This window comes from Pantoea sp. USMM079 (genome assembly GCF_037153115.1).
Classification (GTDB): domain Bacteria; phylum Pseudomonadota; class Gammaproteobacteria; order Enterobacterales; family Enterobacteriaceae; genus Pantoea; species Pantoea communis.
In genome coordinates, this window is the sequence record NZ_JBBCKX010000001.1 from 367,024 (window position 1) to 378,992 (window position 11,969).

The 11,969-nt window shown below is 55.8% G+C and carries 13 protein-coding genes; 7 read left to right on the forward strand and 6 right to left on the reverse strand.

The features are described from left to right. Window positions 1–29: 29 nt before the first annotated feature. Window positions 30–1,127: a glycerol dehydrogenase gene (locus WFP70_RS01675; RefSeq protein ID WP_337022419.1), complete on the reverse strand. Its 1,098-nt coding sequence runs from the start codon at window positions 1,125–1,127 to the stop codon at window positions 30–32. 175 nt (window positions 1,128–1,302) lie between these two features. Between WFP70_RS01675 and WFP70_RS01680 the strand changes: the two genes are divergently transcribed. Continuing rightward, window positions 1,303–1,923 carry a LysE family translocator gene (locus WFP70_RS01680; RefSeq protein WP_160869625.1) on the forward strand — a complete coding sequence of 207 codons (621 nt, stop codon included), beginning with the start codon at window positions 1,303–1,305 and terminating at the stop codon, window positions 1,921–1,923. A gap of 3 nt (window positions 1,924–1,926) precedes the next feature. Here the strand turns inward: WFP70_RS01680 and cmoB are convergent, their stop codons facing one another. From cmoB to WFP70_RS01695, 3 genes are all read right to left on the reverse strand, one after another. Further along, a complete protein-coding gene (gene cmoB / locus WFP70_RS01685; RefSeq protein WP_337022420.1) occupies window positions 1,927–2,895 on the reverse strand; it encodes a tRNA 5-methoxyuridine(34)/uridine 5-oxyacetic acid(34) synthase CmoB in 969 nt (322 codons plus the stop codon). Continuing rightward, window positions 2,892–3,620 (reverse strand): carboxy-S-adenosyl-L-methionine synthase CmoA, encoded by a 729-nt coding sequence (gene cmoA / locus WFP70_RS01690; RefSeq protein WP_160832826.1) that lies wholly within the window; start codon window positions 3,618–3,620, stop codon window positions 2,892–2,894. Before cmoA ends, cmoB begins: the two co-directional genes overlap by 4 nt. A gap of 77 nt (window positions 3,621–3,697) precedes the next feature. Further along, entirely contained in the window at window positions 3,698–4,519 is an 822-nt protein-coding gene (locus tag WFP70_RS01695) for a DUF72 domain-containing protein (RefSeq protein WP_337022421.1), read from the reverse strand. A gap of 232 nt (window positions 4,520–4,751) precedes the next feature. On the opposite strand from WFP70_RS01695, the gene aspS reads away from it, so the two are divergent. From aspS to ruvB, 6 genes are all read left to right on the forward strand, one after another. Further along, on the forward strand, window positions 4,752–6,533 hold the full coding sequence (gene aspS, locus WFP70_RS01700) for an aspartate--tRNA ligase (RefSeq protein WP_337022422.1): 1,782 nt from the start codon (window positions 4,752–4,754) through the stop codon (window positions 6,531–6,533). After that, on the forward strand, window positions 6,533–6,964 hold the full coding sequence (gene nudB / locus WFP70_RS01705) for a dihydroneopterin triphosphate diphosphatase (RefSeq protein WP_034828648.1): 432 nt from the start codon (window positions 6,533–6,535) through the stop codon (window positions 6,962–6,964). Before aspS ends, nudB begins: the two co-directional genes overlap by 1 nt. Before the next feature lie 241 nt (window positions 6,965–7,205). Beyond that, window positions 7,206–7,949, forward strand: coding sequence for a YebC/PmpR family DNA-binding transcriptional regulator (locus WFP70_RS01710; protein ID WP_034828649.1), 744 nt, complete (start codon window positions 7,206–7,208; stop codon window positions 7,947–7,949). A 37-nt stretch (window positions 7,950–7,986) separates the two neighbouring features. Continuing rightward, window positions 7,987–8,514 (forward strand): crossover junction endodeoxyribonuclease RuvC, encoded by a 528-nt coding sequence (ruvC, locus tag WFP70_RS01715; protein ID WP_038646509.1) that lies wholly within the window; start codon window positions 7,987–7,989, stop codon window positions 8,512–8,514. Between the two features lie 207 nt (window positions 8,515–8,721). Beyond that, on the forward strand, window positions 8,722–9,336 hold the full coding sequence (ruvA, locus tag WFP70_RS01720; protein WP_034828652.1) for a Holliday junction branch migration protein RuvA: 615 nt from the start codon (window positions 8,722–8,724) through the stop codon (window positions 9,334–9,336). An 8-nt stretch (window positions 9,337–9,344) separates the two neighbouring features. Continuing rightward, the gene (gene ruvB / locus WFP70_RS01725; RefSeq protein WP_097116855.1) at window positions 9,345–10,349 is read left to right on the forward strand and encodes a Holliday junction branch migration DNA helicase RuvB; all 1,005 of its coding nucleotides are present in this window, start codon (window positions 9,345–9,347) and stop codon (window positions 10,347–10,349) included. Window positions 10,350–10,419: 70 nt separating this feature from the next. Here ruvB and znuB read toward each other — a convergent pair whose 3' ends face one another. Both znuB and znuC read right to left on the reverse strand, forming a co-directional pair. After that, on the reverse strand, window positions 10,420–11,205 hold the full coding sequence (gene znuB / locus WFP70_RS01730; RefSeq protein ID WP_034828656.1) for a zinc ABC transporter permease subunit ZnuB: 786 nt from the start codon (window positions 11,203–11,205) through the stop codon (window positions 10,420–10,422). Further along, entirely contained in the window at window positions 11,202–11,957 is a 756-nt protein-coding gene (gene znuC / locus WFP70_RS01735) for a zinc ABC transporter ATP-binding protein ZnuC (protein ID WP_097117250.1), read from the reverse strand. Before znuC ends, znuB begins: the two co-directional genes overlap by 4 nt. Window positions 11,958–11,969: the final 12 nt, after the last annotated feature.

Consider the following 11,969-nt stretch of genomic DNA (forward strand, 5'->3'; position numbering starts at 1 on the left):
CGGGCGCACCGTGGTGCGCCCAACCTCTTTTACTGCACGGTTTTACTGAAGGCATCCACTGCGACAATCGCGTTGGCAATATCTTCTGGCGACAAGTTCGGGTTGAGGTTCTTCAATGTATCCCCCTCGCTGTTCGCCAGCGCCCCGACGCGCAGCAGATTCTCCCAAGACTCGTTCTCCAGATGCAGCTCTTTCAACGTGGTCGGCATTTTGATGGAACGGTAGAAGCGGATATAGCGCGCAATCTCCTCATCCGGACGCTGCTCCAGCACCATTTGCGTCAGCGTGCCGTAAGCGACTTTCTCGCCGTGCGTCAGATGATGGATATCGCCATCAATCGCGGTAAAGCCATTATGAATGGCGTGCGCACCCGCCAATCCGGCATTCTCGAATCCGAGTCCTGAAAGCAGGGTATTGGCTTCCACCACGGCTTCGACGGCTGGCGTCACGCGTTTTTCACTCACAGCGGTGTAAGCACTGTAGCCCCACGTCAGGAGCGTCTCTTCACAGGCGCGCGCAATCGCGGTGCCCGCAATGGTCGGATCGCCGTTGACCATCGATTTGGCGTGCGAGCGCAGCACGGCCTGAGCCTCCACCCAGGTGGCCAGACCATCGGCAATGCCGGAGGCGAACAAGCGGGCTGGTGCACCGGCACAAACCGCGGTATCCACTAGCACTAGATCCGGGTTTTTGCTGTAGAAGCGATAGCTCTCAAATACGCCGCTGTCTGAATAAATCACGGATAGCGCGCTGCAGGGCGCATCCGTCGAGGCCACGGTCGGTACTATGGCGACCGGCTGCTTAAGCTCATCCGCAATCGCTTTTACGGTATCCAGCGTTTTACCGCCGCCAAGGCCCACCACCACATTGCTGCCTTGTGATTTCGCCAGTTGCGTTAAACGATTGATCTCGTTGCTGGAGGCTTCACCTTTAAACTGCTGCCAGCTGAACTCAATGCCCGCCGCTTTTAACGTTTTCTGTGTGCGTTCACCAATCAGTTTCCAGACGATGTCATCGGCGACCAAAAATGCATGCTGGCCCAGCTCGGCCACATAGGTCCCCAATTCATCCAGCACACCTGCACCCTGAACATACTTACGCGGAGAAGAAAAAATGAATTTACTCATAGCGACAACTCCTTGATGTGAGAAAAGCCGTTGCCGATAAAGTGACACAGATAAATGACGGAGATTTAACCATTACTGGCAAGTTGAGAATTATTATCAATTACTGACGGAAGGTAACTATCGTCAAGATGTTGCGGCAAGGTTAAGATAGCGGCGAACTGACAGGGAGCTCGCCATGACACTGATATTTTCATTTCTTTTTGCCATTACTATTCTGACGTTAACGCCAGGCTTTGATACCGCGCTGGTGCTGCGTTCCGCAGCCGCGCAAGGCTGGAAACGGGCATCAGCCACCGCATTGGGCGTCACCATGGGCTGTCTGGTGTGGGGCGTTGCGGTGGGACTGGGTCTCGGCGCGCTGCTGCTGGCTTCCGAAATGGCGTATAACCTGTTGAAGTGGGTCGGCGCCGCCTATCTGCTCTATCTCGGCATTAAACTGCTACTGAATCCCCGCACCCAGGCGGAAGAGAGTCAGAGTGTGCAGGGCAAAGAGCAAAGCTATTTCGCCTGCTTCTCGCGAGGATTATTCGGCAATCTGTTAAATCCGAAAGTCGGTGTGTTTTATGTCACTTTCCTGCCACAGTTTATTCCGGCCGGTGCGTCAGTGGCGCTATGGTGCACCCTGATGGCGTTAACGCATATGATTATTGGCCTGGTATGGAATGCGATATTGATTGGCGGCAGTCAGTATTTTGCGGCGCATCTGCGTCGTCCAACAGTGCTGAAAGTGATGGATCGTTTGACGGGCTGTGTGTTTATCGGTTTCGCCGCGAAGCTGGCGCTGTCGCGGCGTTGAGCATTACGGTTTGCGTGCTACCAGCACCGCGCGCAGCGGTGCTGGATAACCTTCAATGGTTTTGCTGCTGTCGTTAGGATCAAGGAACTCGGACAGCGATTCGCTGGTCATCCAGCTGGTGCGACGTTGCTCTTCCACTGACGTCACCGCGTAATCCGCGATGCGCACATCGACAAAACCACACTTCTCCAGCCAGCCTTTCAGCGCTGCAGCAGACGGAATAAAGTAAACGTTGCGCATCTGCGCATAGCGTTCACCCGGCACCAGAACGGTGTTTTCATCGCCCTCAACGACCAGCGTTTCCAGCACCAGCTCTCCCTCGCTGACCAGCTGGTTTTTCAACTGCAATAAATGATCGAGCGGCGAGCGGCGGTGATACAGCACACCCATAGAAAACACCGTGTCGAAAGCCTGCAAGGCGGGCAGTTGTTCGATGCCAAGTGGCAGCAGATGGGCGCGACGATCGTCCCCCAGCAACTTACGCACCGCTTCGAACTGACACAGGAACAACTGCATCGGATCGATGCCGACCACCAGCTTCGCGCCTGCGCCGATCATACGCCACATGTGATAGCCGCTACCGCAGCCGACATCCAGCACCGTGCGGTGGGTTAATGGCGAGATATGCGGCAGCACGCGATCCCATTTCCAGTCCGAGTGCCATTCGGTATCAATCTCGGTGCCGTAAAGGGAATAAGGACCTTTGCGCCAGGGCATCAGGTTGCGCAACAGGTTTTCAATACCAAGACGTTGGCGATCGGTGAGATCGTCAGCCGTGGCCGTGACGCTGTTGACCAGATCCAGCGTTTGCGGGTTCAGCAGCGGCAGGTAATCCACTGACTTTTCCCAGTCGCGGAATTTACCGTGCAGATTCTCGCGCTGCCAGGCTGCGACTTGTGCGGGTAAAACTTCCAGCCAGCTCGCCAATGGGCCGGTGGCGATTTGCTGATAAAAACGGCCAAAATCAATCATTTCAACGCTACCAAAGAACCAAAGTTAAAGCACTGGAACCACAACTCAGCGTGGGCAAAACCGGCGTCTTTCAGACGCGCTTTGTGCGCTTCTACACTGTCGGTGAGCATGACGTTTTCTAGCATGCTGCGTTTCTGGCTGATTTCCAGTTCGCTATAACCGTTAGCACGCTTGAAGTCGTGATGCATGTTGAACAGCAGTTCGCCCACTTCGCCATCTTCAAAGCTGAATTTCTCAGACAGCACCAGCGCACCGCCAGGGTTCAGGCCTTTAGCGATCTTTTTCAGCAGTTCCAGGCGCGCAGGCGGCTCAAGAAATTGCAGAGTAAAGTTCAGCACCACCATTGAAGCATTCTCAATATGGATATCCTGAATATCCGCTTCAATCACCTGCACCGGCGTGTCCGCGCGGAAGGCATCAATGTGACGGCGGCAACGCTCCACCATCGCCGGAGAGTTATCCACGGCAATAATCTGGCAGCCGGGCACATGAATATTGCGGCGCACAGAGAGCGTGGCGGCACCCAGCGAGCAGCCGAGATCGTAAACCTGGCTATCAGGCTTCACAAAGCGTTCTGCCAGCATGCCAATCATCGAAATGATGTTGGAATAACCCGGCACCGAGCGCTGAATCATATCGGGAAAGACTTCAGCCACGCGCTCGTCAAAGGTCCAGTCACCCAGCTTATCGATGGGCGCAGAGAATAGCGTATCGCGGTCAGACATAATGGAAAGTCCGGAGAGAGGAATCGGAAAGGGCGCTATTCTGTCAGAAAGTCCCGCAGGCTGCACCCGCTTTGAGTTTAGAACAAGCTGCTTTGTTGCGGCCAGTCGGGCAGATTGCGCAGCGAAGGCTCAAGCTGCAACAGTTGAGGCCACAGCGCCTGCAGTAAGGGAAACACCTCGCCCATATCCGGCGTATGGATAAACAGCATCGGATCGCTGTCCGCCTGCCATTCTGCCAGTTTGTTTTGCCACGGCTGAAACAGCGGCACGCTCTCTTCCACGCTGTCACTGCCGATAAAGCGCACCATCGGTTGCGAACCGCTGCGCACGGCATGCGGTGGCACGCGCGGTTTTTTCGCCCGGGCATCCACGGCGGCGGCGCTTTGCGAGGTGGACGCGTGCACCGGACGGCTATCGAGGATCACGCGATTCACGCCGCGTTCCAGCAGGCCACGGTTGAACGCGCGCTCAGCCTCGCCTTTGGCAAAAAACTGCTCGTGGCGCACTTCAACGCCGTAACTAAACCCGCGCGGCAGGCTATCGAGGAACAGCCACAAGTCTTTCAGTTGCGCGGGTGAGAAGGTCGCCGGCAGTTGCAGCCAATACTGCCCGATGCGCTGGCTCAACGGATCGAGCAAGCGGAAGAATTCGTTCAGCAGTTCATCGCAGTTCCGAAGCGCGGCTTTGTGGCTGATGCTGTTGGGAAATTTGAAGCAGAAGCGAAAGTCATCGTGAGTCATATCGCGCCAGCGCATCACTGCTTCCGGCGAGGGCAGCGCATACAGCGTGGTGTTGCCTTCCACGCAGTCAAACAGCTGGGCGTAATCCGCCAGGGTTTCCAGCCCATACTGCTTCCAGCGGGGATGCTGCCATTGTGGTAATCCAATGCGAAGTGTCAAACGCGGCTCCTGATCCTTTTACGGGCGGGAATAGGCCGGGTAATGTACCCTGTTTTGGTGTCGGCAGGAAAATCCGCGCGATAAACCGCAATGTTTTGCCCGCTTTGATCTGGCTCTACTTATCCTGCCTGGGTTTTTCCATTATAATAGCCGCCTTTTTTGCGACAGCATCTCAGAAGGTTACGCGGCCTGATGCTGTCTGGCAGCAGCGGCGAAGTTAAAAGGATACGTTATGCGTACAGAATATTGCGGACAGCTCAATCTGTCTCACGTGGGTCAGCAAGTCACTCTCTGCGGTTGGGTTAACCGCCGTCGCGATCTGGGCAGCCTGATTTTTATCGATATGCGCGACCGTGAAGGTATCGCTCAGGTATTCTTCGACGCCGATCATCAGGACGCTTTCCAGCTGGCCTCTGAGCTGCGTAACGAATTCTGTATCCAGATCACCGGCACCGTGCGTGCGCGTGAAGAGAAAAACCGCAACAGCGATATGGCCACCGGCGATGTCGAAGTGTTTGCCCATGCGCTGAACATCATCAACCGCGCTGAACCTTTGCCGCTGGACTCTAACCAGACCAACAGCGAAGAAGCGCGTCTGACCTATCGCTATCTGGACCTGCGTCGTCCGGAAATGGCACAGCGTCTGAAAACCCGTGCGAAAATCACCAGCTTCGTGCGTCGCTTTATGGATAACGAGGGCTTCCTCGATATCGAAACCCCGATGCTGACCAAAGCCACGCCAGAAGGTGCGCGTGACTATCTGGTGCCAAGCCGCGTGCACAAAGGCAAATTCTACGCGCTGCCGCAGTCCCCACAGCTGTTCAAACAGCTGCTGATGATGTCCGGCTTCGATCGCTATTATCAGATCGTTAAATGCTTCCGTGATGAAGACTTGCGTGCAGACCGTCAGCCAGAATTCACCCAAATCGACGTGGAAACCTCTTTCATGACCGCCGAGCAGGTGCGTGAAAAGATGGAGCGTCTGATTCGTGAACTGTGGATCGACGTGAAAGGCGTGGATCTCGGTGACTTCCCGCAAATGACTTTTGCTGAAGCTATGAACCGTTACGGTTCTGACAAACCCGATCTGCGTAACCCGATGGAGTTGGTCGATGTCGCTGACCTGCTGCAGAACGTGGAGTTCCAGGTGTTCGCTGGCCCGGCTAACGATCCGAAAGGTCGTGTTGCCGCGCTGCGTGTGCCGGGTGGTGCAGCGCTGACGCGTAAGCAGATTGATGAGTACACCAAATTTGTTGAGATCTATGGCGCCAAAGGTTTGGCGTGGATGAAGATCAACGAGCGTGCAAAAGGCTTCGAGGGTGTACAGAGCCCGGTGGCGAAGTTCCTGACGCCTGAAATCGTTGAAGCGATTCTGAACCGCACCACTGCGCAAGATGGCGATCTGATCTTCTTCGGTGCTGACCGTGCCAAAATCGTCACTGATGCGCTGGGTGCACTGCGTCTGAAAGTGGGCCGTGATCTGAAGATTACTGACGAAAGCATGTGGGCACCGCTGTGGGTCATCGACTTCCCAATGTTTGAAGCGGATGAAGAGGGCGGTCTGGCTGCGATGCACCACCCGTTCACCTCGCCTAAAGAACTGACGGCTGAACAGCTGGCGGTCGACCCGACGCAGGCCGTGGCGAACGCTTACGATATGGTGATCAATGGCTACGAAGTGGGTGGCGGTTCCGTGCGTATCCACAACGGCAACATGCAGCAGACCGTATTCAGCATTCTCGGTATTACCGAAGAAGAGCAGCGCGAGAAGTTTGGCTTCCTGCTGGATGCCCTGAAATACGGTACACCACCGCACGCGGGCCTGGCCTTCGGTCTGGACCGTCTGACCATGCTGCTGACCGGCACCGACAACATCCGTGATGTTATCGCGTTCCCGAAAACCACTGCAGCGGCGTGCCTGATGACCGAAGCGCCAAGCGAAGCCAACCCGGCAGCGTTGTTGGATCTCGGCATTCTTGTGGCTCCGAAGAAAGAAAAGTCAGAGAACAAGTAATGGGCTATAAACATCCGGTTTCAGTGCTGGTGGTGATTTTTGCGCGAGATACTGGCCGGGTGTTAATGCTGCAGCGACGGGATGATGAAAGTTTCTGGCAATCCGTAACGGGCAGCCTCGAAGCGGGTGAGAGCCCGCGTCAGGCGGCACAGCGCGAAGTGTCAGAAGAGCTGGGTATCGACGTTGCGGGCGAACAGCTGGTGCTGGACGATTGCCACAAACACATTGAGTTTGAAATCTTCCCGCACTATCGCCATCGCTACGCACCTGGCATCACGCACAACCGCGAACATTGGTTCCGGCTGGCACTCCCGCAAGAGCGTGACCTGCTGCTCACCGAGCATCTCGCCGCGCGCTGGCTCGATCCTGCCGCTGCCGCAGCCCTGACCAAGTCCTGGAGTAACCGCCAGGCAATCGAAGAATTTACCTGAATGCCCGCCGCCGCGCGTTTTTCCGGCGACGATTAAGGTAGATTTCATTTATCCTGCGCAGAGTTTCAACCCTGCGCCCTAATATTGAACAGTCGAGCGTAATCGGCGCAGCGAGGTCGGTTACCGCCAGCGCGCAGCAACCGGAGCGTACTTTTGTACGTGAGGATTGCGAGCACTGCCGGGAATCGAGATCGCAAGTAAGATAGCTCGTGCGAAATAAAAGATCGGAGAAATACTCAAGATGGCTGGACACAGTAAGTGGGCAAACACCAAGCACCGCAAGGCGGCGCAGGACGCTAAGCGCGGTAAAATCTTCACCAAGATCATCCGTGAGCTGGTGACCGCAGCGAAACTGGGCGGCGGCGATGCCGGCTCGAACCCGCGTCTGCGCGCAGCAATGGACAAAGCCCTGTCCAACAACATGACCCGTGACACCATGAACCGTGCGATTGCACGCGGCGTGGGCGGCGAAGATGATTCCAACATGGAAACCATCATCTATGAAGGTTACGGTCCAGGCGGCTCAGCGGTGATGATCGAGTGTCTGAGTGACAACCGTAACCGTACCGTGGGCGAAGTGCGTCACGCCTTCACCAAAACCGGTGGCAACCTCGGCACCGACGGTTCCGTTTCTTACCTGTTCAGCAAAAAGGGTGTGATCTCCTTTGCGCCAGGCCAGGATGAAGATGCGGTCATGGAAGCGGCGCTGGAAGCCGGTGCGGAAGACGTGGTGAGCTACGACGACGGCGCGATTGATGTGTTTACCGCGTGGGAAGAGCTGGGTGCGGTGCGTGATGCGCTGGAAGCCGGTGGCCTGAAGGCGGATACCGCTGAAGTCTCAATGATCCCCTCCACCAAAGCGGAAATGGATGCGGAAACCGCACCGAAACTGCTGCGTCTGATCGACATGCTGGAAGATTGCGACGATGTGCAGGAAGTTTATCATAATGGTGAAATTTCTGATGAGGTCGCGGAAACGCTGTAATGGCGTTTTCCATTAACCTCACAGCCGGAGGCGCGTAGTGGCGATCATTCTCGGGATTGACCCCGGCTCGCGCGTCACCGGTTACGGTGTGATTCGTCAGGTTGGCCGCCAGCTCAGCTATCTGGGCAGCGGCTGTATCCGCACCAACGTCACCGATCTACCCTCTCGCCTCAAATTGATTTACGCCGGGGTGACAGAAATCATCACCCAATTCTCGCCAGACTATTTTGCTATCGAGCAGGTATTTATGGCGAAGAATGCGGACTCAGCGCTTAAGCTGGGCCAGGCGCGTGGCGCAGCGATTGTCGCGGCGGTGAATCTCGATTTGCCGGTGTTCGAATATGCAGCGCGTCAGGTCAAACAAACGGTAACCGGCACCGGTGGGGCAGAAAAAAGTCAGGTTCAGCACATGGTGCGCACCTTGCTGAAACTTCCCGCTAACCCACAAGCTGATGCCGCTGATGCGCTGGCGATTGCCATCACCCATTGTCACCTGAGCCAAAACACCACGCGATTGAGTGACGCTAAGCTGGTGATGACGCGTGGGCGATTGCGGTCCGGCTGACGAAAACCCAAACATTGAAGGCTGGATATTGATCCAGCCTTTTTTATGATATAAATACCCGTCATATTTCCACTGGCTGATGCGCGAGCTACCCTTGTTAACCTGAATCACTGACCTCAGTGCGTTCATCGTCATGCGCTCGCTTGCCGCTTTAACGTCAGCGGAAATCAATCAGGTATTTTTAGGATTACATAAGGAACTGCTCAGGTGATTGGTCGCTTACGAGGCAATATTCTGGAAAAACAGCCGCCGCTGGTGTTGATTGAGGCGCACGGTGTGGGTTATGAAGTGCACATGCCAATGACCTGCTTCTACGAGCTGCCGGAGATCAATCAGGAAGCGATTATCTTCACCCAGTTTGTGGTGCGTGAAGATGCGCAGCTGCTGTTCGGCTTCAATAACAAACAAGAGCGTGCGCTGTTCCGTGAACTGGTGAAAGTCAATGGCGTGGGGCCAAAACTGGCACTGGCAATCCTTTCTGGCATGTCAGCACAACAGTTTGTGACCGCCGTTGAGCGTGAAGAGATCGCGTCATTGATCAAGTTGCCTGGCGTCGGCAAGAAAACCGCCGAGCGTCTGGTGGTGGAGATGAAAGACCGCTTTAAAGGCATGCACGGCGATCTGTTTGGCAGTGACTCGACCTTCACATTGACCACGCCGTCTGAAGCGCCAGCCGCGAATGACGCTGAGGCCGAAGCGGTTGCTGCACTGGTGGCGCTGGGTTATAAACCGCAAGAAGCCAGCCGCATGATCAGTAAAGTCGGCAAACCTGATGCGGATTGCGAAACCCTGATCCGTGAAGCTCTGCGCGCAGCTATTTGAGGTAATGCATGATTGAAGCCGATCGCCTGGTCTCGGGCGTCTCTATAAATGAAGAAGAGAGCCTCGACCGTGCCATTCGTCCTAAGCTCCTGGCGGAATACGTGGGGCAACCGCAGGTGCGCGAGCAGATGGAGATTTTCATCAAAGCGGCGCAACTGCGTGGCGATGCGCTGGACCATCTGCTGATTTTCGGCCCGCCGGGATTAGGTAAAACCACGCTGGCTAACATTGTGGCGAATGAGATGGGCGTGAATTTACGTACCACTTCTGGTCCGGTGCTGGAGAAGGCAGGCGATCTGGCTGCGATGCTGACCAACCTCGAACCTCATGACGTGCTGTTTATCGATGAGATCCACCGCTTATCACCGGTGGTGGAAGAGGTGCTCTATCCGGCGATGGAAGACTATCAGCTGGATATTATGATTGGCGAAGGCCCAGCGGCGCGCTCAATCAAACTTGATTTGCCCCCCTTTACCCTGATTGGCGCCACCACGCGCGCGGGCTCGCTGACCTCGCCGCTGCGCGATCGCTTTGGTATTGTGCAACGCCTTGAATTCTACAACGTACCGGATCTGCAACACATCGTCAGCCGCAGTGCAGCGTGCTTAGGATTGGCATTGAGTGAAGAGGGCGCGTTAGAAGTGGCGCGCCGTGCCCGTGGTACACCTCGTATCGCCAACCGTTTATTGCGTCGCGTACGCGATTACGCCGAAGTTCGCGCCAACGGTGTGATGAGTGGTGAAGTCTCTGCCAGCGCACTCGATATGCTCAACGTCGATAATCAGGGTTTCGATTACATGGACCGCAAGCTGTTGCTGGCGATCATCGACAAGTTCTCGGGTGGTCCGGTGGGGTTGGATAACCTGGCGGCGGCGATTGGTGAAGAACGGGAAACCATTGAAGATGTGATTGAACCCTTCCTGATTCAGCAAGGATTCATTCAGCGCACGCCGCGCGGCCGTCTGGCAACGCAGCATGCCTACAAGCATTTCGGCATCAGCCGCGACGAGTAATGCTGGCGTTCGTCCGGCTGCGCGGTTTCACGATCGGGCATTCGCTAAGGGGCCATTAATGGCCCCTTTATTACGCCGCCGGCTTTTTCGCCATACTAAAGATGAACAGCACAGCGGCGCACAGCACCACGGAAGGGCCGGCGGGTGTATCGTAAGTGGCGGAGAACGTCAGTCCGCCGGTGACCGCCAGAATACCGATAATCACCGCAAAACCGGCCATCTGTTCCGGTGAACGGGAGAAACGACGTGCGGTGGCAGCGGGAATAATCAACAGTGAGGTGATAATCAGTGCACCGACAAACTTCATTGCCACACCAATGGTCAAGGCGGTGACCAGCATCAGCATCAGGCGCGTGCGTTGAATGTTGACGCCATCCACTTGAGCTAACTCCGGGCTGATGGTCATCGACAGCAGTGAGCGCCACTGCCATGCCATCACCGCCAGTACAATGGCCACGCCAGCGCCCATCATCCACAAATCATCCGGTGTCACCGCCAGCAGATCGCCAAACAGATACGCCATTAAATCGACGCGTACACCCTGCATCAGGCTGACTACCACCAAACCCAGCGACAGCGCGCTGTGCGCCATAATGCCGAGTAACGTATCAATGGCCAGATGCGGACGACGCTCCAGCCACACTAAGCCCAGAGCCAGAAATACAGTCACCAGAATCACTGCATAATAGGGATTCACATTGAGCAGCAGACCAAAGGCCACGCCGAGCAGCGAAGCGTGCGCGAGGGTATCGCCGAAATAAGACATGCGGCGCCAGACCACAAACGAGCCAAGCGGACCCGCCGCCAGCGCCAGCAGCACGCCACCGAGCCAGCCGGGTAATAACAGTTCAATCATGACGGACCATTTCCTTTGCGCAGCACAATGCGTCCCTGTAAATCGTGACGGTGATTATGATGATGGCGGTAAATAGCCAATTGCTGCGCGCCGCGTGGGCCGAACATGGCGATAAATTCTGGATGCTGCGACACCGCTTCTGGCGTGCCGGAACAGCAGATGTGGTGGTTGAGGCACAATACCTCGTCAGTTTTTGCCATCACCAGATGCAGATCGTGCGAAACCATTAGCACGCCACAGTTGAGCTCCTGACGAAGCTGATCGATCAAATCGTAGAGCGCCACTTGCCCATTTACGTCAACGCCTTGCGTAGGTTCATCTAACACCAGTAACTGGGGTTGATTGAGCAGGGCACGCGCCAGCAGTACGCGCTGGGTTTCACCACCTGAGAGTTTTTGCAGAGGCGCATTCAGCAGATGTCCGGCCTGTACGCGTTTCAAAGCCGGGAGAATAGCATCTCGCTTGCTGCCACGCGTCAGACGCATAAAACGTTCAACGGTGATCGGCAACGTCGGGTCAATGTGCAACTTCTGAGGCACGTAGCCAATGCGTAAACCGGGGGTGCGTTTGACGCTACCCCCTGTAGGCGTAAGAAGGCCGAGCACCGTCCGGACCAGCGTCGATTTGCCCGCGCCGTTCGGCCCAAGCAGCGTAAGTATTTTCCCTGGCTCCAGTGTCAGGCTAATACCTGCTAGCACAGGGCGCTGGGAAAACTTGACGGAGATGTTTTCAAGTGTAACAAGTGACGACATATTATTTACGGG

Bases quoted from the DNA above. Each gene is read 5' to 3' on its own strand.
- WFP70_RS01675 (WP_337022419.1), bottom strand. From the start codon at position 1,127: ATGAGTAAATTCATTTTTTCTTCTCCGCGTAAGTATGTTCAGGGTGCA.
- WFP70_RS01680 (WP_160869625.1), top strand. From the start codon at position 1,303: ATGACACTGATATTTTCATTTCTTTTTGCCATTACTATTCTGACGTTA.
- cmoB (WP_337022420.1), bottom strand. From the start codon at position 2,895: ATGATTGATTTTGGCCGTTTTTATCAGCAAATCGCCACCGGCCCATTG.
- cmoA (WP_160832826.1), bottom strand. From the start codon at position 3,620: ATGTCTGACCGCGATACGCTATTCTCTGCGCCCATCGATAAGCTGGGT.
- aspS (WP_337022422.1), top strand. From the start codon at position 4,752: ATGCGTACAGAATATTGCGGACAGCTCAATCTGTCTCACGTGGGTCAG.
- nudB (WP_034828648.1), top strand. From the start codon at position 6,533: ATGGGCTATAAACATCCGGTTTCAGTGCTGGTGGTGATTTTTGCGCGA.
- WFP70_RS01710 (WP_034828649.1), top strand. From the start codon at position 7,206: ATGGCTGGACACAGTAAGTGGGCAAACACCAAGCACCGCAAGGCGGCG.
- ruvB (WP_097116855.1), top strand. From the start codon at position 9,345: ATGATTGAAGCCGATCGCCTGGTCTCGGGCGTCTCTATAAATGAAGAA.
- znuB (WP_034828656.1), bottom strand. From the start codon at position 11,205: ATGATTGAACTGTTATTACCCGGCTGGCTCGGTGGCGTGCTGCTGGCG.
- znuC (WP_097117250.1), bottom strand. From the start codon at position 11,957: ATGTCGTCACTTGTTACACTTGAAAACATCTCCGTCAAGTTTTCCCAG.